This is a genomic window from Amaricoccus sp., from assembly GCF_017995835.1.
In the GTDB taxonomy this organism is placed as follows: domain Bacteria; phylum Pseudomonadota; class Alphaproteobacteria; order Rhodobacterales; family Rhodobacteraceae; genus Amaricoccus.
Genome location: NZ_JAGOID010000052.1, coordinates 1 through 22,974 on the forward strand (window position 1 = coordinate 1; position 22,974 = coordinate 22,974).

The 22,974-nt window shown below is 71.6% G+C and carries 20 protein-coding genes; 13 read left to right on the top strand and 7 right to left on the bottom strand.

The annotated features are described in order from the left end of the window. The coding region (locus KBA23_RS09700; protein WP_290740033.1) for a vitamin B12-dependent ribonucleotide reductase at positions 1-2,936 on the bottom strand (2,936 nt) is incomplete at its 3' end. Positions 2,937-3,193: 257 nt separating this feature from the next. Here KBA23_RS09700 and KBA23_RS09705 point away from each other — a divergent pair. Both KBA23_RS09705 and KBA23_RS09710 read left to right on the top strand, forming a co-directional pair. Next, positions 3,194-4,399, top strand: coding sequence for an FAD-dependent monooxygenase (locus KBA23_RS09705; RefSeq protein WP_290740035.1), 1,206 nt, complete (start codon positions 3,194-3,196; stop codon positions 4,397-4,399). A 136-nt stretch (positions 4,400-4,535) separates the two neighbouring features. After that, positions 4,536-5,255 (top strand): class I SAM-dependent methyltransferase, encoded by a 720-nt coding sequence (locus KBA23_RS09710; RefSeq protein ID WP_290740038.1) that lies wholly within the window; start codon positions 4,536-4,538, stop codon positions 5,253-5,255. Positions 5,256-5,468: 213 nt separating this feature from the next. On the opposite strand, the gene KBA23_RS09715 is transcribed toward KBA23_RS09710, so the two are convergent. Then, complete coding sequence (locus KBA23_RS09715) at positions 5,469-6,557, bottom strand: polyamine ABC transporter substrate-binding protein (protein WP_290740041.1); 1,089 nt, start codon at positions 6,555-6,557, stop codon at positions 5,469-5,471. Between the two features lie 262 nt (positions 6,558-6,819). On the opposite strand from KBA23_RS09715, the gene KBA23_RS09720 reads away from it, so the two are divergent. Beyond that, positions 6,820-7,350: an NUDIX hydrolase gene (locus KBA23_RS09720; RefSeq protein ID WP_290740043.1), complete on the top strand. Its 531-nt coding sequence runs from the start codon at positions 6,820-6,822 to the stop codon at positions 7,348-7,350. A 104-nt stretch (positions 7,351-7,454) separates the two neighbouring features. Here the strand turns inward: KBA23_RS09720 and KBA23_RS09725 are convergent, their stop codons facing one another. Beyond that, entirely contained in the window at positions 7,455-8,951 is a 1,497-nt protein-coding gene (locus KBA23_RS09725; protein ID WP_290740046.1) for a GMC oxidoreductase, read from the bottom strand. After that, complete coding sequence (locus KBA23_RS09730; RefSeq protein ID WP_290740048.1) at positions 8,941-9,108, bottom strand: hypothetical protein; 168 nt, start codon at positions 9,106-9,108, stop codon at positions 8,941-8,943. The genes KBA23_RS09725 and KBA23_RS09730 overlap by 11 nt, the downstream gene beginning before the upstream one ends. 253 nt (positions 9,109-9,361) lie before the next feature. On the opposite strand from KBA23_RS09730, the gene mbhE reads away from it, so the two are divergent. The 10 genes from mbhE (at position 9,362) to KBA23_RS09780 (ending at position 19,604) form a co-directional block, all read left to right on the top strand. Beyond that, positions 9,362-11,599: a hydrogen gas-evolving membrane-bound hydrogenase subunit E gene (gene mbhE / locus KBA23_RS09735; RefSeq protein WP_290740050.1), complete on the top strand. Its 2,238-nt coding sequence runs from the start codon at positions 9,362-9,364 to the stop codon at positions 11,597-11,599. Beyond that, on the top strand, positions 11,596-12,033 hold the full coding sequence (locus KBA23_RS09740; RefSeq protein WP_290740052.1) for an MnhB domain-containing protein: 438 nt from the start codon (positions 11,596-11,598) through the stop codon (positions 12,031-12,033). Before mbhE ends, KBA23_RS09740 begins: the two co-directional genes overlap by 4 nt. A 3-nt stretch (positions 12,034-12,036) precedes the next feature. Beyond that, positions 12,037-12,399, top strand: coding sequence for a Na+/H+ antiporter subunit C (locus KBA23_RS09745; protein WP_290740055.1), 363 nt, complete (start codon positions 12,037-12,039; stop codon positions 12,397-12,399). Next, positions 12,399-13,874 (top strand): proton-conducting transporter membrane subunit, encoded by a 1,476-nt coding sequence (locus tag KBA23_RS09750; protein ID WP_290740057.1) that lies wholly within the window; start codon positions 12,399-12,401, stop codon positions 13,872-13,874. Before KBA23_RS09745 ends, KBA23_RS09750 begins: the two co-directional genes overlap by 1 nt. Continuing rightward, positions 13,871-14,203 carry a Na+/H+ antiporter subunit E gene (locus KBA23_RS09755; RefSeq protein WP_290740058.1) on the top strand — a complete coding sequence of 111 codons (333 nt, stop codon included), beginning with the start codon at positions 13,871-13,873 and terminating at the stop codon, positions 14,201-14,203. Before KBA23_RS09750 ends, KBA23_RS09755 begins: the two co-directional genes overlap by 4 nt. Continuing rightward, entirely contained in the window at positions 14,200-14,499 is a 300-nt protein-coding gene (locus KBA23_RS09760; protein ID WP_290740060.1) for a monovalent cation/H+ antiporter complex subunit F, read from the top strand. The genes KBA23_RS09755 and KBA23_RS09760 overlap by 4 nt, the downstream gene beginning before the upstream one ends. Beyond that, positions 14,496-14,837 (top strand): monovalent cation/H(+) antiporter subunit G, encoded by a 342-nt coding sequence (mnhG, locus tag KBA23_RS09765; protein ID WP_290740062.1) that lies wholly within the window; start codon positions 14,496-14,498, stop codon positions 14,835-14,837. Before KBA23_RS09760 ends, mnhG begins: the two co-directional genes overlap by 4 nt. 74 nt (positions 14,838-14,911) lie before the next feature. Further along, entirely contained in the window at positions 14,912-16,387 is a 1,476-nt protein-coding gene (locus KBA23_RS09770) for an NAD-dependent succinate-semialdehyde dehydrogenase (protein ID WP_290740064.1), read from the top strand. Between the two features lie 128 nt (positions 16,388-16,515). Further along, positions 16,516-17,634: a YcaO-like family protein gene (locus KBA23_RS09775; protein ID WP_290740067.1), complete on the top strand. Its 1,119-nt coding sequence runs from the start codon at positions 16,516-16,518 to the stop codon at positions 17,632-17,634. Continuing rightward, on the top strand, positions 17,634-19,604 hold the full coding sequence (locus tag KBA23_RS09780) for a BTAD domain-containing putative transcriptional regulator (protein ID WP_290740070.1): 1,971 nt from the start codon (positions 17,634-17,636) through the stop codon (positions 19,602-19,604). Before KBA23_RS09775 ends, KBA23_RS09780 begins: the two co-directional genes overlap by 1 nt. Before the next feature lie 94 nt (positions 19,605-19,698). Here KBA23_RS09780 and KBA23_RS09785 read toward each other — a convergent pair whose 3' ends face one another. The 3 genes from KBA23_RS09785 to KBA23_RS09795 all read right to left on the bottom strand — a co-directional run. Next, positions 19,699-21,666, bottom strand: coding sequence for a hypothetical protein (locus tag KBA23_RS09785; RefSeq protein WP_290740073.1), 1,968 nt, complete (start codon positions 21,664-21,666; stop codon positions 19,699-19,701). A 129-nt stretch (positions 21,667-21,795) separates the two neighbouring features. Then, positions 21,796-22,608 carry a fumarylacetoacetate hydrolase family protein gene (locus tag KBA23_RS09790; RefSeq protein WP_290740076.1) on the bottom strand — a complete coding sequence of 271 codons (813 nt, stop codon included), beginning with the start codon at positions 22,606-22,608 and terminating at the stop codon, positions 21,796-21,798. A gap of 70 nt (positions 22,609-22,678) precedes the next feature. Then, positions 22,679-22,974 (bottom strand): prephenate dehydrogenase dimerization domain-containing protein (locus KBA23_RS09795; RefSeq protein ID WP_290740079.1); only part of this gene is annotated, 296 nt, incomplete at its 5' end.

A 22,974-nucleotide genomic window follows, 5' to 3' on the forward strand; every position in this document is an offset into this window, starting at 1 on the left:
CCCTTCTGGGTGTAGCCCTTGCGCCGCTCCGGCAGGCGCTGGCGGTTGGCCTTCTCGATCTCGCGCACGATGATCTTCTCGACGATCCGCTCGGAGAGCAGCGCGGCGCGCGCCGCCTGCGGGGCCTCGATCAGCTCCTCCTCGAGGTCGTCGTCCTCGACCAGCGCCGCCGAGAGCGGCTGGCTGAGCTTGGAGCCGTCGCGGTAGAGCGCGTTCGCCTTGACCCCGAGCGACCAGGACAACTCGTAGGCGGCCTTGCAGTCGTCGATCGTCGCCGCGTTCGGCATGTTGATGGTCTTGGAGATCGCCCCGGAGATGAAGCTCTGCGCCGCGGCCATCATGCGGATGTGGCTCTCGACCGAGAGGCTGCGCAGGCCGGTCTTGCCGCAGGGCGTCGCGCAGTCGAAGACGGCGAGGTGCTCCGGCCGAAGCCCCGGCGCGCCCTCGAGCGTCATCGTGCCGCAGACATGGGCGTTGGCGGCGTCGACCTGCGCCCGGGTGAATCCGAGCGAGCGCAGCAGGTCGAACGCCGGATCGCGCAGCTTTTCCGCCGGGATGCCGAGGACGCGGGTGCAGAACTCCTCGCCGAGCGTCCACTGGTTGAACACGAAGCGGATGTCGAACGCCGAGGGCAGCGCCTCCTCGATCCTGGCGATCTCGGCCGCGCCGAAGCCGTGGCCGATCAGAGCGGTGGCGTTGATCTCCGGCGCGCCTTCGAGCGTGCCGTGGCCGATTGCGTGCTCGACGATCGCCTGCGCCTCCTCGGGCGCATAGCCGAGGGTGGCCAGCGCCTGCGGCACGGCGCCGTTGATGATCTTGAAATAACCGCCGCCGGCGAGCTTCTTGAACTTCACCAGTGCGAAGTCGGGCTCGATGCCGGTGGTGTCGCAGTCCATGACGAGGTCGATCGTCCCCGTCGGCGCGATCACCGTGGTCTGGGCGTTGCGGAAGCCGTGGGCGGCGCCGAGGGAGAGCGCCTCCTCCCAGACGTTGTGGGCGAGGTTCAGGAGCGCCGAGTCCGGGCAATGCGCGTGGTCGAGCGCCACGGGCGGCACCGAGAGGCCCTCGTAGCCCACCGTCTCGCCGCGGGCGGCGCGGGCGTGGTTGCGGATGACCCGCAGCATGTGGGCGGCGTTGCGCTCGTATCCCGGGAAGGCGCCGAGTTCCTTCGCCATCTCGGCCGACGCGGCGTAGGAGGCGCCGGTCATCACCGCGGTCAGCGCGCCGCAGAGCGCCCGGCCCTCGGCGCTGTCGTAGCCGTGGCCGAGCGTCATCAGCAGGCCGCCGATATTGGCGTAGCCGAGGCCGAGGGTGCGGAATTCGTAGGAGAGCTTTGCTATCTCCGGGCTCGGGAACTGCGCCATCAGCACCGAGATCTCGAGGGTGATCGTCCAGAGCCGGGTGGCGTGGACATAGGCGTTGGCGTCGAACTGGCCGCCGTCGAGGAAGGCGAGCAGGTTCATCGACGCGAGGTTGCAGGCCGTGTCGTCGAGGAACATGTACTCCGAGCACGGGTTCGAGGCGCGGATCGGACCGTCCTCGGGGCAGGTGTGCCAGGCGTTGATGGTGTCGTGGAACTGCACGCCCGGGTCGGCGCAGGCCCAGGCGGCGCGGCCGATGCGGTTCCACAGGTCGCGGGCGCGGACCTTCCTGGCGATCCTGCCGTCGGTGCGGCGGACCAGCTCCCATTCCGCGTCCTCGCGGACGGCGCGCAGGAAGGCGTCGGTGACGCGCACCGAATTGTTGGAGTTCTGCCCCGAGACGGTCAGGTAGGCGTCGCTGTCCCAGTCGGTGTCGTAGGTGCGGAAGTCGAGCGTCGTCTCGCCGGCCTCGGCCTGCTGGAGCACGCGCTTGACGTAGGCCTCGGGCAGGTGCGCCTTCCTGGCGGCGCGGATCGCCGCCTTGAGCGCGGGGTTGGCCTTGGGGTCGAAGGCGTCGGTTTCGGCGCCGTCCCAGGCGCGGACGGCGTCGAGGATCGCCTCGAGCTTTTCCTTGTGCGCCTTCGAGCCGGCGACGAGAGCGGCGACCTTCTGCTCCTCGACCACCTTCCAGTCGATGAAGGCCTCGATGTCGGGGTGGTCGAGGTCGCAGATCACCATCTTGGCGGCGCGGCGCGTGGTGCCGCCCGACTTGATCGCGCCCGCCGCGCGGTCGCCGATCTTGAGGAAGGACATCAGGCCCGAGGACTTGCCGCCGCCGGCGAGGTTCTCGTTCTCGGCGCGCAGCAGCGAGAAGTTGGTGCCCGTCCCGGAGCCGTACTTGAAGAGCCGCGCCTCGCGGGTCCAGAGATCCATGATGCCGCCGTCGTTGACGAGGTCGTCCTGGACGGACTGGATGAAGCAGGCGTGCGGCTGCGGGTGCTCGTAGGCCGAGGCGGACTTGACCAGCTCGCGGGTCTCGAAGTCGACGTAGTAGTGGCCCTGGCTCGGGCCGTCGATGCCATAGGCCCAGTGCAGGCCGGTGTTGAACCATTGCGGCGAGTTCGGCGCGCCCATCTGGGTCGCCAGCATGTAGCGCATCTCGTCGTAGTAGGCGCGGGCGTCGGCCTCGGCGGTGAAGTAGCCGCCCTTCCAGCCCCAGTAGGCCCAAGCGCCGGCGAGGCGGTCGAAGACCTGGGTGGCGCTGGTCTCGCCGACGTAGCGGGCGTGTTCGGGCAATCCGGCGAGCTTCGCCTCGTCGGGGACGGAGCGCCACAGGAAGGCCGGCACGCCCTTTTCCTTGACGCGCTTGAGCGCGGCGGGGACGCCGGCCTTGCGGAAATACTTCTGGGCGAGCACGTCCGAGGCGACCTGGCTCCAGCCCTCGGGGATCTCGAGGTTCTCGAGGCTGAACACCACCGATCCGTCGGGGTTGCGGATCTCCGAGCCGGTCGTGCGAAAGGCGATGGCGCCGTAGGCCCCGCCCTGCTCGGTGGTGAAGCGGCGTTCGATCTTCATGTGCTGGCCTCGTTGTTTTTGTCCGCCCCATCCGGTGGTTGCATCCACCAGATTTTGTGCCCGTCCTGGGCCCGACTACCAGAGAACGGCCTGAGGCGAGTCGCGTCAACGGAAAAATCTGATCGCGACCCCAGATTTAGTGTTTGACATCAGATTGTCCACAAAGGGCTGTTAAGGTTTGATTCGCGCATAGGTTGAGTCTGATTGTCGCGCCCGGCCCTTGGCGCCGCCGGCGCGCCCGCCTAGCCTCTGGCGGCATGGACCGACTCGACACCGAAATCCTCGTGGCCGGCGGCGGGGTGGCGGGGCTCGCCGCGACGGCGGCCTTCGCCCATGCGGGTTTCGACGCGCTCTGCGTCGACGCCGAGCCGCCGGTGACGGACGCGGGCCATGCCCGCTCGGACCTGCGCTCGACGGCGTTCCTGATGCCGGCGGTGGCGTTCCTCGACCGGATCGGACTCTGGGCGCGGCTCGCCCCCCATGCCGCGCCGCTGCGGGTGATGCGCCTCGCCGACGCCGGCGGGCCGGAGCCGGCCGTGCGCGAGGTCGCGGACTTCGAGGCGGGCGAGATCGGGCAGGACGCCTTCGGCTACAACCTGCCGAACTGGCTGATCCGCCGCGAGCTGGTGGCGCATCTGGCCGGGACGCCGGGGGCGCGGCTGATCGCGCCGGCGCGGGTCGAGGGGATCGTGCCGCGGACCGCGGCCGCGCTCGTGCGCCTGCCGGGGGCGCAGGCGCGGGCGGCGCTGGTCGTGGCGGCGGACGGGCGCGACAGCTTCGTGCGCGAGGCCGTCGGCATCGCGGCGCGGCGCTGGGGCTACGGGCAGAAGGCGCTGGTCTTCACCGTGGCGCATCCCGTCCCGCACGGCGACGTCTCGACCGAGATCCATCGCACCGGCGGGCCGCTGACGCTGGTGCCGCTGCCCGATCACGACGGGAGCCCGGCCTCGGCGGTCGTGTGGATGGAGGAAGGGCCGAAGGCGGCGCGACTGCTGGAGCTGCCCGAGGCCGAGTTCGAGGCGGCGCTGGACGAGCGGGCCTGCGGCGTGCTGGGGCGGCTGCGGCTGACGAGCCCGCGGCGGATCTGGCCGATCGTGTCGCAGGTGGCCGACCGGCTCGACGGGCCGCGCGTGGCGCTGGTCGCCGAGGCTGCCCATGTCGTGCCGCCGATCGGGGCGCAGGGGCTCAACATGAGCCTGCGCGACGTGGCGGCGCTGGCGGATCTCTGCGCGGGCGCGCGGGCGCGCGGCGAGGATCCGGGGGCGCCGGAGCTGCTGGCGCGCTATCACCGGGCGCGGCACGCGAAGGTGTTGGCGCGGGTCGCGGGAATAGACGCGCTGAACCGGGCGGCGATGGCGGGCTGGCAGCCCTTCCGCGACGCCCGGCGGGCGGGGCTCCGGGCGCTCTATGGCGTCACGCCGCTGCGGCGGGCGGCGATGCGGATGGGGTTGGGCGCCCGGTGACGGGTGGACGGCGGGCGAACCCGGCTGCAAGATGGGCGAGCGCCGCGCCCGGGAGTTCCGCCATGCCCACCGACTGCCGCCTTGCCTGCATGCCGCCTCCGCCCACGCGGGCGCCGAGCCCTCGGCGAGACGCATGATGACCGGCCTGATCCGGCGGTTGCGCGGCCTTCTCGGCCGGAGCCCGGCCAAGGCGGCGCGGGCGCAGATCTACGAGGGGGTGGACTACCTCGACGGCTACGTCGCCCATACCGAGGCCCGGGTCGCCGCGGACCCGAGATCGGCGATCGGCGGCCGGTGGGAGGAGATCGGCGAACTGCAATTCGCGTTCCTGAAGGCCGAGGGGCTGCGGCCCGATCAGCGGTTGCTCGACCTCGGCTGCGGCACGCTGCGTGGCGGGCGGCACTTCATCCGCTACCTCGACCCCGGCGGCTACACCGGCATCGACATCGCCCCGGCCTGCATCGCCGCGGCCGAGCGGCTGGTGGTCGACGAGGGCCTCGCCGACAGGCGCCCGCGCCTGATCCTGAACGAGACCCGGCGCATGGACTTCGCCCAGGTCGCCGACGCGGCGTTCGACGTGATCCTGGCGCAGTCGGTCTTCACGCACCTGCCCGGACCGATCATCGCCGAGTGCTTCGCCAATGTCGGCCGCTGCATGGCCCCGGACGCGGCGTTCTACTTCACCTTCCGCGAGGCCGAGACCGAGACCCGCTCGGACGAGAAGGAATTCGCCCACCCCTGGGCGTTCTTCGAGGGGCTCGCGGCCGCCAATGGCTTCGTCGCCTCGGACTGCTCGGCCCGCTACCCGCACCCGCGCGGCCAACGCATGGGCCGGGTCAGCCGCGTGGCCGGCTGAACGACCGGGAAGCTCTCCCGGCAAGTCGGGCGACCCATTCAGCCAACGACCCGAGCGTGCCGAAGCCCTGTCGAATCCTGAAAAAGCGGCAAGGCGGATTCCAGCCCGGTTCCAGCGCGTTCCAGCCAGATAAAATCAAGCCATTTCCGCCGCTTGCCTCGCCCCGCCCGGGCAAACGGCTTTCACGCCGTCTTGCCCGGACCGGACGGGGGACTACTGCCCCGTCTTGAGCGTCGTCCACAGCCGGGTGAGCACCCGATCGGTGCGCGGGTCATAGGTCACGGAAGGGAACAGGTTCGCCTTCACCTCGGCCGGCGGGAAGATCGACGGATCATTCGCGATCTCGGGGTTCACGAACTCCATCGCCGGCACGTTGGCGTTGGCGTAGTAGACGTAGTTGCTGATTCCGGCCGTGATCTCGGGCTTCATGATGAAGTTGATCCAGGCATGCGCCTCGTCGGGGTGCGGCGCGTCGTTGGGGATCGCCAGCATGTCGAAGGAGAGGAGCGCGCCCTCCTTGGGGATGAAGTACTCGATCTCGGCGCCGGTCCCCGCCTCCTCGGCGCGGTCGGCGGCGATGAAGATGTCGCCCGAGTAGCCGAGCGCGACGCAGATCGAGGCGTTGGCGAGGTCGGAGATGTACTGCGACGAGTGGAAGTAGCGGATGTAGGGCCGCACTTTCTCGAGGAGCGCCGCCGCCGCCTCGAGGTCCTCGGTCCTGGTCGAGGTCGGGTCGAGGCCGAGATAGGCCATGGCGCTCGGCAGCACGTCGGCCGGGCTGTCGAGGAGCGAGATGCCGCAATCGGCGAGCTTCGAGGCGTATTGCGGGTCGAAGATCAGGCTCCAGCTGTCGGTGGGGGCGCCGTCGCCCAGCCGCTCGCGAACCATCGCGGCATTGTAGCCGATTCCGGTGGTCAGCCACATGTAGATGACGGCGTGCTCGTTGCCGGGGTCGTAGGCCTCGGCCGCCTTCATCAGGTCGGGATCCATGTTGGCGAGGTTCGGCAGCTTCGACTTGTCGAGCGGCAGGTAGAACCCGGCCTCGATCTGGCGGCGCATGTGGCCGGAGGTCGGCACCACCACGTCGTAGCCGGAGTTGCCGGTGACGAGCTTGGCCTCCAGCGTCTCGTTGCTGTCGAAGACGTCGTAGACGACCTTGATCCCGGTCTCCGCCTCGAACTTGGCGATCGTGTCCTCGGCGATGTAGTCCGACCAGTTGTAGATGTTGACGACCTTGTCCTGCGCGACCGCGACGGTCGTCGACAGCGCGACTGCGGCGGCCGCGAGCATCAATGCCTTCACTTCTGTACTCCTCTCCGTTGGTTCGTGACGCCCCGCCGTTGCCTGGCCGAGCGCCATGCGCCCCGAATTGCCCGTTCCGGGTCTCAGTCGGGGCCGACAGGCGTCAGGGCTTCCCCGAATTTGCTAGCATCCCGCCGCGCCGCCGCCAAGTCTTGCCCACTTCCACGGGCGACCACGGTCGGGATGGTCGGGATGGTCCCCGGGTTGGCCAATTGCGACGAAGCGACTAGAACGGGCGGACCGCCGGGAAGGGAGACGGGATTTGGCCAACGAGGCCTCGGACAAGCGCAAGCGCAGCGCGGGCGCAGTGACGCAGGCGCCGGGCCGTCCGGCGAAGCTGCAGGTCGGCGCGCTGTGCTGGCGGCGGACCGGCGCGGGCAAGATTCGCATCCTGCTCATCACCAGCCGCGACACCGGGCGCTGGGTCATTCCCAAGGGCTGGCCGATGCGCCGGCGCACCGAGGCGGAGGCCGCGGCGCGCGAGGCCTACGAGGAGGCGGGCGTCCGCGGCGAGACCGGCCCCGGCGTCGGGCTGTTCGGCTACGACAAGAAGCTCGGGCGGGACCGGTGGATGTTCTGCGTGGTGCGGGTCTTTCCGCTGGAGGTGCGCGAGATGGTGCGGAAGTTTCCCGAGACCGGCCAGCGCCGGGTGAAGTGGTTCCCGGTCGAGAAGGCCGCCGAGCGTGTGGACGAACTCGAGCTCGCCGCGATGATCCGCGCCCTGGGCGCCGCGCTCGCCGGTGGCGAAGACCCCACGGCGGGAGCCGCCGCGGCGACGACGGCCGAGAACTGACGCCGCGGGTCGATCCGACCCGGAGCCCGAAGTCTGGCGCGAACAGGAGAACGGCCGGCACAGCCGAGATGCGATCTCTGAAGATCGCCGTCGTTCATCGGCCGTCAGCCCAGCGTGGCGTCGAGGTGGTCGCCGAGGCGCAGCGTGAGCTGGATGATCGTGTAGGTCGGGTTGGCGTGTCCGCCGGTCGGAAAGACGCTCGAACCGGCGATCCAGAGGTTCGCGAGCCCATAGACCTTGCAGTCGCGGTCGACGACGCCGCGCTTCGGATCGTCGGCCATGCGGGTCGTGCCCATGTGGTGCTTGCCGCCCACCTCGTCGTCGGCGATCCCCGGCCAGTCGAAGGGCTCGCGCAGCACCCAGTCGCGGATGCGGATGCGGCCGATGTCCTCGTCTGCGAGCATCTTGCCGAAGGCGAGGAGCGCGACGTGCTGGGTGCGCTTGTCGAGCTCGCCGAGCCGCCAGTCGAGCGCGCCGCGGCGCAGGCCGAAACGGTCGGAATCGGGCGCGAGGAGCACGCGGCTGTCGGGGTTCAGCGCCTGCTCGTGGGCGAAGCGCAGCAGGCCGTCGAAGGATACGCGCCCGTCGCCGCCGGGCGCGCAGCCGGGCGAGACGTCGGCGATCCGCTCGGCGAGGCGCAGCATGAACGGGTCGGTGCAGGCGGGGTCGCCGGCGATGGTGCCGAACTGGCGGAAGAACGGCTCGTCCATGCGCTCGATGCGCATCCCGAAGTTCAGGATCTCGTTCTCGGCCATGAAGGCTTCGGTCGGCGAGTAGAAGCTGAGCTTCGGCAGGTCGAAGGGCGCGCGGAAGATCGCCTCGGCCAGCACGAAGTGCGGGTGCTCGGCGAAGTAGCGGCCGACGAGGTCATTGGCGTTGCCGATGCCCCCCGGCGCCTGGCGGTCGAAGTTGAGCAGGAGCCGGGGGTTCTCGATGCCGCCGCAGGCGAGGACGTAGGCGCGGGCCTTGACGGCGAAGCCTTCGTCGGCGGGATCCCAGCCGCGGAAACGGGCGGCGACGACCTCGGCCCCGTCGGGCGAGAGGTCGAGGTCGACGAGGTTGGCGTTGAGGCCGAGCGTGATGCGCGGCGAGGCGTCGAGCTCGGGCGAATACTTGTCGCGGAAGTTGGTCGGCGGCAGGCTGAAGCGGAAGAACACCTGGCGAAAGCCTGCCGCGGCCTCGGCGTCGGTCTGGTCCGTCTCGGCGCGGGGGATGTCGAGGATGCCGTCGGCCTCGCGGGCGTAGGGGTCGAGCGCCGCCTTGTCGATCGGCCAGCCGCTCATCGGGTTCCAGGACTTCGCCGCGAAGTCGACGTCGTCGAGCTGGCGGCACCAGCCGCCCCAGTGGCCGGAGCTGCCGCCGAGAAAGCGCAGGCGCGGCACGTCGAGCGGCCAGTAGTCGCGGCCGATCGGCTCGCCCTCGTAGATCTCCTGGCTCTCGGCGGTGATGTCCTCGCCGCCGCCCTCCATGAGCGCGACGTCGTGGCCGAGGGCGGCGAGGCGGCGGGCCAGCGTGATGCCGGCCGGGCCGGCCCCGATCACGCAGACGTCGAAGCTGCGGGCGAAGGCCCCCCGGCCCGGGCCGTCGGCGTCAACGCGCAAGGCGGTCGATCTCGGCGACGTCGCGGGCGGTCAGGATCCAGCCGTCGACGATGCGCACGCCGGAAGCGGGCGTGGCGGCGAGGGACGCGGCCGCGACCCGCGGCGCGGGAAGGAGAAGGGCGGCAAGCGCCGCGAGGAGGCGTCGACGGTCGAGCATCGGTGGTGTTCCCAAGGCTGCGGGTGTCCGGGGTTTGAAAACCCCGGGCCGCCGGGTGTCAAGGCACGGAGCCGTGCGCGGCCGGCGGCGGCAGGGGACCGCACGGTTCCGTTCTGTCGCGCCGACGACCGGGTGGGCGGGGGGGGGGGCGTTCGGAGGCGCCGGACGAAATCGACGCGAAGCACGGGCAACGGCGATTGCGCCGCCGCGTTCGGGCCGTAAGGTAGCCGGCGGCGCGAACGGGAGCGATGGCTTGGGGAAACCGGAGGCCGGCGACGGACAGGCGGGGCTCTGGCGGCTCGTGCCGGCCGTGCTCGCCGCGGCGGCGTTCCTGTGGTTCGCGGGGTTCGTCGGGCCGGTGTCGCGGGGCGCGACGCCGGAGGCGGTCCTGCCCTGGGCCCCGTCGCTCGGGGTGGAATTCTCGCTGCGGCTCGACGGGCTGTCGCTCGCCTTCGCGCTGCTGATCGCCGGGATCGGGGCGATCTGCCTGCTCTATGCCGCGGCGTATTTCCGCTCGGACCCGCGGCTGACCAAGCTTCTCGTCACGCTGTCGCTCTTTGCGGTCTCGATGCTCGGGCTCGTTCTCGCCGACGACGTGGTGACCCTGTTCCTGTTCTGGGAGGGGACGACGATCACCTCCTGGATTCTCGTCGGGTTCGACCACGAGCGCGCCTCGGCGCGGGCGGCGGCGTTGCAGGCGTTGCTCGTCACCGGGCTCGGGGGGCTTGCGCTCCTCGCGGGGCTCCTGCTCGTCGGCGGCGAGGTCGGGTCGCTGCGGCTCTCGGGGATGAACGCGGCCGGGGATCTTTTGCGCGCGGCGCCGATCTATCCTTGGGTGCTCGCGCTCGTCGCGGTGGCGGCCTTCACCAAGTCGGCGCAGTTCCCCTTCCAGTTCTGGCTTCCGAACGCCATGGCCGCGCCGACGCCGGTCTCGGCCTACCTGCATTCCGCGACGATGGTGAAGGCGGGGGTCTACCTGCTGGCGCGGCTGTCGCCGGCGATGGGCGGGACCGAGGCGTGGTTCTGGACCCTCGCGCCGGTCGGCGGGCTGACCATGGCGCTGTCGGCGGTCTGGGCCCTGCGGCAGCCCGACCTGAAGATGATGCTCGCCTTCACGACCGTCACCGCGCTCGGGATGATGACGATGCTGATCGGGGTCGGGACGCCCGAGGCGGTCCTCGCCGCGATGTGCTTCCTGATCGTGCACGCGCTCTACAAGGCCGGGCTCTTTCTCGGGGTCGGGATGATCGAGAAGGGGGCGGGGACGCGCGACTACATGGCGCTCGGCGGGTTGCGCGGCGCGTTGCCCCTGAGCTTCGCGGCGATCGCGCTCGCGGCGCTGGCGATGGCGGGCGCGCCGCCCTTCCTCGGCTTCGTGGCGAAGGAGGCGGGATACGCCGCGGCGGGCGACCTCGCGGTCGCCGTCGCCGCGCTCGTCCTCGCCAACGCGCTGATGGTGGCCTGCGGCGGGCTGGTGGCCATCCGGCCGTTCTTCGGCCCGGTGCGCAGTCCGAAAGCGCGCCCCGCCGATCCGGACTGGGCGCTCTGGCTCGGCCCCTGCGCGCTCGCCATGCTCGGGCTCGCCTTCGGGCTCGCGCCGGGGGCGACGGAACGGGCGCTGGTCGGGCCGATGGCGGCGGCGGTCACGGGCGGACCGATCCACGCGCATCTGGCGCTCTGGCACGGGTTCGGGGCGCCGTTGGTCCTGACGCTCGTCACCTATGCGCTCGGGGTCGGGCTCTATCTCGCGGCGGACCGGCTCCGCGGCGGGCTCGCCGCCGCCGAGCCGCGGCTGCCGCGGACGGAGGGCTGGTACGACGCCGGGCTGGCGGGGCTGACGGCCTTTGCGCGCGCGGTGACGCGGCGCGTGCAGGACGGGGCGATGACGAGCTACCTGCGGCGGACCTTCACGGCCTTCGCGCTGCTCGTGTGGGGGGCGCTGCTGCTCGGGCAGGCGTTTCGCTGGCCATCGCTGGCGGCGCCGCCGGACCTGATCGACTGGACGATCGTCATCCTGATCGTCCTCTCGGCCGGGCTGGTGCTGCGCACCACCTCGCGGCTCACCGCCATCGCCGCGCTCGGCGGGATCGGGGCGGGAATCGCCATCGTCTTCGTGCTCTACGGGGCCATCGACGTGGCGATGACGCAGCTCTTCGTCGAGATCCTGGTGGTGATCTTCATCGCCATCGCCATGGTCCGCCTGCCGGCGACCGGGCCGATGCCGTTCCGGCCGCGTGACGCGGCCGTCGCCGCGGCGCTCGGGATCGGGATCGCGGCCGGGACGCTCGCCATGCTCGGGACCGACCTCGACCGGTTCATGACGACGTTCTTCGAGACGGCGAGCTATCCGCAGGCCAAGGGGCGCAACGTCGTCAACGTGATTCTCGTGGACTTCCGCGGCCTCGACACGATGGGCGAGATCGCGGTGATCGTGATCGCCGGGGTCGCCGCGGTGGCGGCGCTGCGGGCGGGCAGGGGGGCGCTGCGATGAAGTCGGTGATCCTCTCGGCGGCGACGCGCATGCTGGTTCCGGCGATCCTCGCGCTGTCGGTGTTCGTGTTCTGGCGCGGGCACAACGAGCCGGGCGGCGGCTTCGTCGGCGGGCTGCTGGCGGCCGCGGCCATCGCCCTGCTCGAGAAGGCCGAGGGCAGGGCCCGCGCCGCGCGGGCGCTGCGCTTCGACCCGCAGTCGATCGCCGCGGTCGGGCTCGGCTGCGCCGTGACGGCCGGCCTCTGGGGCGGGCTGGCGCGGGGGACGTTCCTGAAGGGAATGTGGCCATTCTACGACATCGGGCTGCCGTTCGGGTCGATCTTTCTCTTCGACCTCGGGGTCTATCTCGTGGTGCTCGGGACCATCGCCGCGATCCTCTTCGCGCTCGAGGATGCGGTGTCGACCGACGCCGATCCCGGGTCGGGGGGCGACTGAGCGATGGAAGTCACGCTCGCCCTTCTCGCCGGGTTCCTGGTCGCCGCGGGCGCCTACCTGATGATGTCGGGCAAGCTCCTGCCCTATCTCTTCGGGCTCACCATGATCTCGAACGCGGCGAACCTGATCATCTTCGCCTCGGGGCGGCTCAGCTACGCCGACCCGCCGCTGGTCGCGCCCGGCGAGACGGCGGTCGCCGCAGGGGCTGCGAACGCGCTGCCGCAGGCGCTGATCCTGACCGCCATCGTCATCGGCTTCGGGCTCCTCGTCTTTGCGCTGACGCTCACCTATCGCAGCTACTATGTGCTCGGCACGATCGAGATGGACCACATGCGGGCAGCCGAGCCGCCGGAGGGGCAGGGCTGATGCTGCTGTTCCTGCCCGTCGCCGTTCCCTTCGCCACGGCGGTCCTGGCGCTGCTCGCGCGGCGCGTGCCGCGCGCGAGCCGGGCGGTCTCGCTCCTCGGGGCGGGCGTTCTGGTCGCGGTGGCGGCGGCGATCCTCGTGCGGACGGCGCGGCAGGGGCCGTTCGCCATGCAGGCGGGGGGCTGGCCGGCCCCGTTCGGCATCACCTTCGTGGCCGACCTGCTGTCGGCGAGCCTCGTGGCGCTGACGGCGGTGGTGGCGGTGGCCACGATCGTCTTCGGGTTCGCGGACGTGGACGAGGAACAGGAGCGGCTCGGCCACCATGCGCTCGTCCATGCAATGCTTGCAGGCATTTGCGGGGCGTTCCTCACCGGCGACATCTTCAACATGTATGTCTGGTTCGAGGTGATGCTGATCTCCTCCTTCGGCCTCCTCGTCATCGGCGGCGGCCGGGCGCAGCTCGACGGCGCCGCCAAGTACGTCGGCCTCAACCTCATCGCCACCGTCGCCTTCATCGCCGGGGTCGGGCTTCTCTACGGGGCGACGGGCGCGCTCAACATGGCGGACCTGCACGCGCGGCTGGCGGGCCGCACGATGGAGACGCCGATCCTCGTCTCGGCCGCCTTCCTCGTCTTCGCCTTCGGCTCCAAGGCGGCGGCGTTCCCGATGTTCTTCTGGCTGCCGGCCTCGTACCACACGCCTTCGTTCGCCACCTCGGCGGTGTTCGCGGCGCTGCTGACCAAGGTCGGGGTCTACGCGATGCTGCGGGTGTTCACGCTCGTCTACGGGATCGAGGGGACGGCGATCCAGACGCTGCTCCTGTGGCTCGCCGTGCTCTCCATGGTCGTGGGCGCGCTCGGGGCGCTCGTGCAGGGAACAATGCGGCGGATGCTGGGCTACGGGGTGATCTCCTCGGTCGGGTACATGCTGCTCGGGCTGGCGCTGTCGAGCCCGCTCGCGCTCGCGGGGTCGGTCTTCTACCTGCTCCAGGACGTGCCGGCGAAGGCGGCGCTGTTCATGAGCGCGGGGCTGGCGCAGCGAAGCGCCGGGTCGGAGGCGTTCGACCACGGCGGCGGGCTGTGGCGGGCGCAGCCCTGGGCGGCGGCGCTGTTCCTCGTGCCGGCCCTGTCGCTCGCCGGGATGCCGCCTTTCGCCGGGTTCTGGGCGAAGCTGATGCTGGCGCAGGCGACGCTGGCGGCGGCAAGCTACGGGCTCGCGCTCGCCGTCCTCGGCGTGGGGTTGCTGACGCTCCTGGCCGTGGCGCGGGTGTGGAACGCGGTCTACTGGGCGGCCGCGCCCGGCGTCACCGTGCGCCCCGCGCCGGCGGCGATGATCGCGCCGATCGCGGCCTTCGCGGCGGCGCTTCTCGTCGCCGGCGTGATCGCGGGGCCGGGGCTCGCGGCGGCGCAGGCGATGGCGGCCGGCCTCCTCGATCCGGCCGCCTATCTCGCGGCGGTGCTGGGGGTAGGCGGATGAAGCGCGTCCTCCACTGGCCGGCGCTCGGCGTCGCCTTCCTGCGCGATCTGGTGCTGTCCTCGGTGCAGGTCGCGCGCGCGGTCGTCGCCCCCGGCGACATTACCCGCCCGCGCTTCGTCGTCGTGCCGCTCCGGGCGCAGACCGACCTCGAGATCGCGGGCGTGGCGAACTACATCACCCTGACGCCGGGCACCCTGACCGTGGACGTCAGCGCCGACCGCTCCTGCCTCCTAGTCCACGACATCTTTGCCGGGCAGTCGGGCGACGGGACGCGCGCCGGCGTGACCGACGGCATAGAGGCGCGCGTGCTGAGGGCGATGCGGAAATGATCATCGGGATCGCAAGCGGCGGGGTACTCGGCTGGGCGCTCGCCGTCACCGTGCTCTGCCTCGTCGCGACGCTCCTCGCCGCGCTGTGGCGGCTGCTCGTCGGCCCGAGCCTCGCCGACCGGGTGGTCGCGCTCGACATGGTCTCGGTGGCGATGGTGACGTTCCTCGTCCTGTTCCGGCTGGTCAGCGGGGTGAGCGCCTACATTTACGTGGCGATCGCGCTGGCGCTCGTGGCCTTCCTCGCGACCGTCGCTTTCGCGCACTACATCGAGCGCAGCCGGGGGGATGGCGGATGACCGAGTGGATCGCCGCGGCGCTTCTGGTGGCGGGCGGGGGCTTCTGCCTCGTAGCCGGGGTCGGGGTCGTGCGGCTGCGCGACATCTACGCCCGGATGCATGCGGCCACCAAGGCGGGCACGCTCGGGCTCGGGCTGATCTGCCTCGCGACGGCGGTCCTCGCCGACACCTGGGCGGGCGTGGTCGAGCCGCTCCTCGTCTTTCTGTTCATGATCGCCTCGGCCCCGGTGGGCGCCCACCTGATCGGCCGCGCGGCCTTCCGCACCCGCGTCCCCGTCGCCCCGTCCACGCAGGCGGACGAGGGCGTGGAAGACTTCCGCGCCCCGCCCGCCTCCTGACCCCTGCTCCCGGGGTTGCGACCCGCCGGCCTTTGTGGTCGGTTCCGGCAAACCGATCTGGGGGAGTCGCACAGATGCTGGACACGACCGATCTCAACGCCATGCTTTCGGATCCGGGCCTGCTGCGGACGGAGGCGTTTCTTGCCGGCGAATGGGCCGGCGCCGATTCCGGCAAGACCTTTCCGGTCACGAATCCGGCGCGCGGTGACGTGATCGCCAGTGTTCCAGACATGGGCGAGGCCGAGGCGACCCGGGCCATCGAGGCGGCCTATGAGGCGCAGAAGCCCTGGGCGGCGCGAACCGGCAAGGAGCGCGCGGCGGTGCTGCGCAAGTGGTTCGACCTGATGGTGGCGAACGCGGACGATCTCGCCGCGATCCTGACCGCCGAGATGGGCAAGCCGCTCGCCGAGGCGAAGGGCGAGATCCTGTACGGCGCCGCGTTCGTCGAGTGGTTCGCCGAGGAGGCCAAGCGCGTCTACGGCGAGACCATTCCCGGCCACCAGCCGGACAAGCGGCTGATCGTGCTGAAGCAGCCGATCGGGGTGGCCGCATCGATCACGCCCTGGAACTTCCCGAACGCCATGATCGCGCGCAAGGTCGCGCCGGCGCTGGCCGCCGGCTGCGGCTTCGTGGCCAAGCCCGCGGGCGAGACGCCGCTCTCCGCGCTCGCCATGGCCGTTCTGGCGGAACGGGCGGGCGTACCGAAGGGGCTGTTCAGCGTCATCACCTCGAAGTCGAGCGCGAAGATCGGCAAGGTCTTCTGCGAGCATCCGAAGGTCCGCAAGCTCACCTTCACCGGCTCGACCGAGGTGGGGCGCATCCTGCTGGCGCAGGCCGCGGGACAGATCCTGAAATGCTCGATGGAACTCGGCGGCAACGCCCCCTTCATCGTCTTCGATGACGCCGACCTCGACGCTGCGGCCGAGGGCGCGATCATCTCGAAGTACCGCAACAACGGCCAGACCTGCGTCTGCGCCAACCGCATCTACGTGCAGGCGGGCGTCTACGACGCCTTCGCGGAGAAGCTCGCCGAGCGGGTGTCCAAGCTCAAGGTCGGCGACGGCTTCGAGCCCGGCGTGATCGAGGGGCCGCTGATCAACGCCGCCGCGCTGGAGAAGGTCGAGAGCCACGTGAAGGACGCCCTCGCCAAGGGCGCGAAGGTGGCGGTCGGCGGCGGCCGGCATGCGCTCGGCGGCAACTTCTTCGAGCCCACCGTGCTGACGGGCGTAACTTCGGAGATGATCGTCACGCGCGAGGAGACCTTCGGGCCGGTCGCGCCGCTCTTCCGCTTCGAGGACGAGGCGGACGTGATCGCGCAGGCGAACGACACGATCTTCGGGCTGGCGTCCTACTTCTACGCCCGCGACCTCGGCCGGGTCTGGCGCGTCGCGGAGGCGCTGGAATACGGCATGGTCGGGGTGAACAGCGGCCTGATCTCGACCGAGGTCGCGCCCTTCGGCGGGGTGAAGCAGTCCGGGCTGGGCCGCGAGGGCTCGCGTCACGGAATCGAGGACTACCTGGAGTTGAAATACGTCTGCCTGTCGATCTGACCGGTTGATCGACTGCCCAACGGTGAGGCGCCTGTTTCCGGCCTGTGCCGCGCCGGGGGCATTGCGGGTGTGAATCCGGGCGGGAAAGGTTTAAGACGAAGCGACTGACGAACGCGACGGGTGGCGGCGTGAAACTCGAGGTTGCCGCAACGGGAGCCGTATCCGAGAGCGTGGCGCAGCTCGTCGATTTGCTGGGCCGCGACGGCGACGTGCTGTCGGCGGCGCTCGGGTGTCTCGACTGGGTCGCGGCGCTTCCGAACGCCGCCGCGCCGGGTTTCGTGTATCTCGCCGGCGCCTGCCGGGGGCTTGCCGTCGGCGGCGGCGGGCGCGATCTCGTCGAGGCCGCGGGCAAGCTCGCCGGCGAGACGAGCGAGGCGCTGGTCGGGATGCGTCGGGGCGGGGTGCAGACCGTGCCCGGCCTTTCGGTCGATCCGGCGTTGCGCGCAATCTGGGGCGAAGGCCCGGCCGTGCTCGGCGAGAGCCTGGCCTCGGGCCGCGCCGTGGCGCTGCCGGCGGCGGCGGTCTTTCGCGACATCGACGCGGGCGAAGGGGCGCCGCCGCGCAGCCTCGGCGCCGGCGCGGGGGCGAGCCGCGAGGCGGCGCGACTGTCCGGGCTGCTCGAACTCGTCGAGAGGGACGCCGCCGCGGCCTGGTGGTCCGGCGCCACAGTGCCGCGGGCCGTCGCGGTCGAGGATGCGGCCAGGGCGGCGGCGATGCTCGCGGGCATGAGGGCGGGCGCGGCGGGGCCGGGGCGACGGACCGTCTTTCTCGTGCTTCCCTCGGCGACGGGCTTGCCCGTGGCGGCGGCCCTGTCGCGCGATGGCGACGGGGCCGGCGGGCTGGTGGTCGGGCTCAAGGCGGCGCTCGAACTCGAGGCCGCGCTCATCGGCGCGACGCTTGAACTGCTTCAGATGGAGATCGGCCTCGAGATCGTGCGGCTGCGCGCGCAGGCCGGGCGCGCGGCGCCCGAGGATGCGGCCACGCTGCGCCGGGCGGCGGTGGATCCCGACGCCCACGCCGCCTTTGCCTGCCTGCCGCCGCGGCCGGCGGCGGGTCCGGGCCTCGACGGGCTCGACGCGCTGGTCGCACATCTCGCCCGGATCGGGATCGAGCCGATGGCGGTCGATCTCGACGGGCCGCCGGGCGTCGCGGTCGCCAAGGTCTTCGCGCCCGGGCTGCGGCCGATGCCGGGGCCGGGGCCCGCGCCGGCGGCCGGGTCCCCGGCGACCGTGGCGGAGCTGTTCTGATGGACGTCACGGTCACGTCGAACGCGCTCCTGACCACGGTGGGGCCGGCGCGGCTGACCATCGACGGGGTGGAGATCGCACTCTCGGGTCGCAAGGCGCTGGCGATCATGGTCTATCTCGCGCTCCAGCCCGCGCGGTCGGAAAGCCGGGAGCGTATCGCCACCCTGCTCTGGAGTGATTCAGGCGCCGACCACGCCCGCGCGGCGCTGCGGCAGACGCTCCGCCGGCTCAAGGTCGACCTCGGCGCGGCCGGGGACCTGCTCGACGCCGACCGCAGCATGATCCGCTTGACGGCGCCGGTGCGGGTCGACGTGGTGGACGCGGCCGAGGCGGCGGCGCGGGGCGAGCCGCCGGCGCTGCTGTCGCGCGACGACGCCGATCTCGACCGCCTCTTCGCCGACTTCGCGGATCTCGACCCGGATTTCGACGTCTGGGTCGCGGTGCATCGCGAGCGGCTGACCTCGCAACTCGTCAACCGGCTCGAGACGGCGATGAACGCCGCCGAGGACGCCACCGCCCGGCTTGCGCTCGCCGAGGCGCTGACCCGGGCGGAGCCGACCCACGAGGGGGCCTGCCGCGCGGCGATGCAGGCGCATCTCGCGCGCGGCGACACGGTTCAGGCGATGCGCGTCTACGAGCGGCTGTGGAAGACGCTCGACGAGGAGCTCGACGTCGAGCCCTCGGAAAAGACCCAGGCGCTCTATGTCGCAATCAAGCAGGGTACGCTCCAGACGACCGCCGCGGCCGCCCCGCTGCCGGAAGAGCCCGAGATCCTCGCTCCGATCGCCATCGTGGTCGAGTTGCCGCACTTCGGCGACCTGCCGGCGTCGTTTCACTACATCGCCGACACCTTCCGCCACGAGATGATCGGGGCGCTGTCGCGCTTCCGCGACTGGATGGTGATCGACGGGCCGCGGAACGGCTCCTCGCCGCCGACCTACCGCGCCTACGACCTGCGCATCGCGATGCACCACCAGCATGACCTTCTGGCCGTCGCGCTCACGCTCAACGACCAGACGAGCGGGCGCTGTGTCTGGGCTGAGCGGGAGACGGCGGCGCTCGACGATCTGGTGCGGCTGCAACGCACGGCGCTGAGGAACCTCGCGGTGGCGCTGAACGTGCACCTGTCGACGCCGCGGTTGCAGAGCGTCCGCGACGTCGGGAGCCCGATGGGTCGCAAGTACGAGCTCTGGCTGCTCGCGCAGGCGCTGACCAACGAGTGGCGGATCGAGGCGCGCCAGAAAGCCGAGGGCATCCTCCGCGAGCTGATCGCCACGATGCCCGACTTCGCGCCGGCGATGGTGACGCTCGCAACGAACATCAACGTGCGGCCGCTCATCTACCCGGGCGCCCGCAACGAACGCGCGAGGCTCGAGGAGGCGCTCGACCTCACGGCGCGGGCGCTTTCCATCGACCCGCTCGACAGCCGCGCCCATCTCTGCCGGTACTGGTCCTACGCCATGCTGGGCAAGCACGCCGCCGGCGTGTCGCACCTGTCGCTGGCGCTCGATCTCAACGAGAACGACCCCTGGACCATCATCTCCGCCGCCGCCGGCTTCGCCTTCGCCGGAGAGCGGGAGCGGGCCGCCGATCTCGTCGAGCAGGCGCGCGCCTTCGGGATGCGACACTCGCGGGCGGCGCATGGCTACATCGCCACGGCGCTCCATCTCAGCGGCGAGCATGCCGCCTGTGTCGAGGCGGTCGAGGTTGCGGGCGATTCGATGATCGACCTGCCGGCCTGGGCGGCGGCGAGCCTGATCGACCTCGGCGACGAGGAGGCGGCGGGCGAGGCGATGAACACCTTCCTGCGGCTGGCGTCCTCGACATGGGTCGGCGACGAGCCTCCGACCGACCGGGCGGCGATCGACTGGTTCGTCAACGTCTTCCCGCTCCGCAGCGCGGAAATGGCGGCGAGCCTGCGCTGGAAGCTCGAGCGCGCCGCCGCGGCCGCGCGCAAGCAGCGGCGATAGCCGCCGCGGGGCGAAAAAGCGGCGGCCGAAGCCGCCGCAGTTGGGTCAGGGAGGAAGCAAACCGGACGCAACGGTTTGCGGCGGAGCCCGGCGCCTACTGGCAGCGGGCGATGGTGTAGTCGCCCATGCGGGCGAGGAAGATGTCGAGCGACGTCATCTCCGGTCCGAAATGGCGGTGATAGATGTCGTCGTAGAACTTCGGCAGCCTGTAGGGCGGCTGGGTCATCGGCGAGGCGCCTTCGAGCTCGCGCTGGGCCTCGGCCATCAGGTCCTTCTCCGGCAGGCGGATCACCAGCACGTCGGACCTGCCCTCGACGAAGTCGACATCCTTGAAGTTGTCGGGAACCTTGGCGATGCCGTCGAGCTGGCGGCGCAGCTCGTCGATGCATTTGGGCCGGCTGGCCTCGTTCTGGGTCCAGTCGGCCACGAGCTTGCCAAGCTCGATGTAGTCGGCGACTTCGAAGAGACGGCTGGACTGGGCGGCGTTCTGATCGTCGAGCATCCTGGTCTCCGATGGCTTTCGCTTGGAGGAAGCGGGGGCGGGGCTGGCGGGTTCGGCCCGGTGCAGCCGGGCTCCGTCGGGGAAGCGGTAGTGACGCTGGAGGAAGCGCACGAGGTCGGTCATCCGCTCCGGCGCCGGGCCGTGGAACGCCGCGTCGCGGGCGAGCGCGATGTCCTCGGCCGAGGCCGGGTCGGGAAGGGCGGCGCCGATCGTCTCGGCCATCAGCGCCGAGCCGACCGCGCCGAGATGGGCGCCGGCGCTGTCCACCATCGCCTCGATCATGAGGAAGAGCGTGAGCGGCGGATCCTCGGCGAGCGCCGCGCGCCGCCCCGCCGGCATGGGGACGTCCTCGAGCCATTTCGCCAGCCGCGTGCGGCGGCGCACCGCGTCCTGGGCGAAGCTCCCGTCGAGCAGGCCCGGCGCCGCGGCTTCGATCCGGGCGACGAGCGTCCGGACGCTGGGCATCGTTCCTTCGGCGGCTGCGGCGGCGCGGGTGCAGGCGACAAGGTCGCGCAGGACGAGACCGTCCGACGGGGTCGGGTGATCGAGGCGGACGCCGCCGCCGAGCGCGAAGGGGCGCGCGAGGTGCGGGCCGATGGCGCGCGCATGCTGCACCCTGCCGTCGCCGAGGTCGAAGAAGCGCCCGAAGTCGAGCAGCCAGTCCTCGGTCAGCGGCATGTCCGCGGGCCGGCAGGCGCTGTTGTGCCGGATCAGGCTGCGCAGGCCCTCGAACCCGCGCTGGTCGTTGAGCGCGTAGGTCTCGCGCACCAGTGCGTGGCCGATGCGCGCGACCCCGGTCATGAAGGCGCGCGGCAGGCGGGCGAGGCCGTCGCGGGCGGCGAGCTGCGGCTCTGCCGCGACGTAGCGCGTGCGCAGCCGCGGCATGATCCATGAGCCGATGACGTCGTTGATCAGCGCGCTGCGATAGACGTGACGGGTGACGCGGCGCGCCGTCTCGAAGGCGGGTTCGGGGCGCATCCCGCGCTCGACGAGGCCGCTCGCGACGGCGTTGTGCAGGAGCGCCCACAGCGTCTGGACCTGTCCGAGGATCAGGTTCGAGTCGGAGAAGGTGTTGGGGATGAGCACCTCGCTCCGCGCCTCGATGCCGTGGGCGTCGAGATGCGGGCAGGAGGCGCGCGGCAGGTCGCGCGCCGCGCCCCAGGCCGGCGAGTTCCATGCCGGGCGTGCGCGGCCGATGCGCAGCAGGTGGCGCGGCTCGCCGGGGCCCTGCGGCACCTGGTAGGCGAAGGGGTCGTGCCGCGGGCCGTCGCCGTAGATCAGCGCGAGGTCGAGCATTGGCCGGCCGTCGACATCCTCGCGGCCGCGCAGGTCGAGATCGTGCGCGGCGAACTGGGTGAGGTAGGTGACGCCGGCGGGGATGGCCGAGGTGAGCGTGGGATCCCGGTCCGGATCGAAGCGGCCGATCTTGCGGGCGATGGCGAGCAGCGTTTCGCGACCTTCGCCATGCTCGGGATCGGCGATGGCGGCGAAGGCTTCGCCTTCCGCTGCATCGTCGACGATGGCTCGCATCGTCCGGCTGGCTTCGGTCGCGTCTTGCATGGCTTTCCTCGGTGTCTGGTGCGGTTTCCGCGCTTCGTTAACGACAGGTAAACCACTTCCCGCGTTACGCGAGCGTGACACGCTCGCCTGGCGTGCAACGACGGCGAACGGACGGCGCGGGGCCTTGCCTCAAGCGCCGTCCGTCAGGCGGAGCGTCACCGCCGGCAGGTCGATCCCCGAGAACGCCGCGGTCCAGGTTTCGCCCGGCGCCGCCGGCCAGGCGTCGGTCAGGGTGCCCGTGGTCACGATCTCGCCCGCGGCGAGCGGCGGCGACCCGGGCCGGCGCGCGATCTCGTCGACGAGGAAGCGCAGGGCGGAGAGCGGCCCGCCCAGCACGTTCGCCGCCTCGCCCCGGTCGCGCGGCGCGCCGTCGCGCAGGAGCGTGACCGAGAAGCTCGCGAGCGCGGCGGCCCAGGCTTTGCGGTCGCCGGCGACCGGCCGGCGGGGCCCGACGACCAGCGCGCCGTGCAGGCCGAAGGCCGCGGCCGCCTCCGGCGCGGTCATCCGCCAGCCGGGCCAGACGGATTGCACCAGCTCGAAGCCGTGCGCAACCCACGCGATGCAGCCGAGGAGCGCCGCCTCGTCCATGCCCCGGGCAGGCGCCGCCCCGAGGCCGAAGACGATCTCGGGCTCGATGCGCGGCTCGGGCATCCCGGCGAGCGAGCGGTTCGCCTCGCCGTTGTCGGCGCGACCGAGCGTCGTGTCGTAGACCCAGTTCCACATCGGGCCGTCGACGCCGTATCGTTCCCAGATCGTCGTGTTGGTGAACCCGATCTTGCGCCCCAGCGGCGTCTCGCCGCGCGCCTCGCGAAGGGTGCGGATGCGCGCGGAGACGGCGTAGGCGTCGGCCATGTCCAGCGGCGGACGGTCCGCAAGCTGCCTCCCGGTCCCGAGCAGCGCCAGCAGCGCCGCCGCCTGCCGTCCGACTTCCGTCTCGTCCATGCTGGCGCCCCCCTCCGTGCGGCCGGGGGGTCAGTATGCGACGCGGGCGGTCGCCCGACCAGCGCGGCGGCTACTCGGCGGCCGGTCTGGCGCCGCGGCCGAAGTCGGGGGCGGTGGTGTCCTGCCCGGCCTCGATGATGCTGCGGCGGACGGCGCGGGTGCGGGCGAAATACTCGCGCAGGTGCGGCCCGTCGCCGAGGCGGATCGCCCGCTGCAACGCGAAGAGCTCCTCGGTGAAGCGGCCGAGGATCTCGAGCGTCGCCTCCCTGTTCGACAGGAACACGTCGCGCCACATCGTCGGATCGGAGGCGGCGATGCGGGTGAAATCGCGGAAACCGGCGGCGGAGTAGTTGATCACCTCGGATG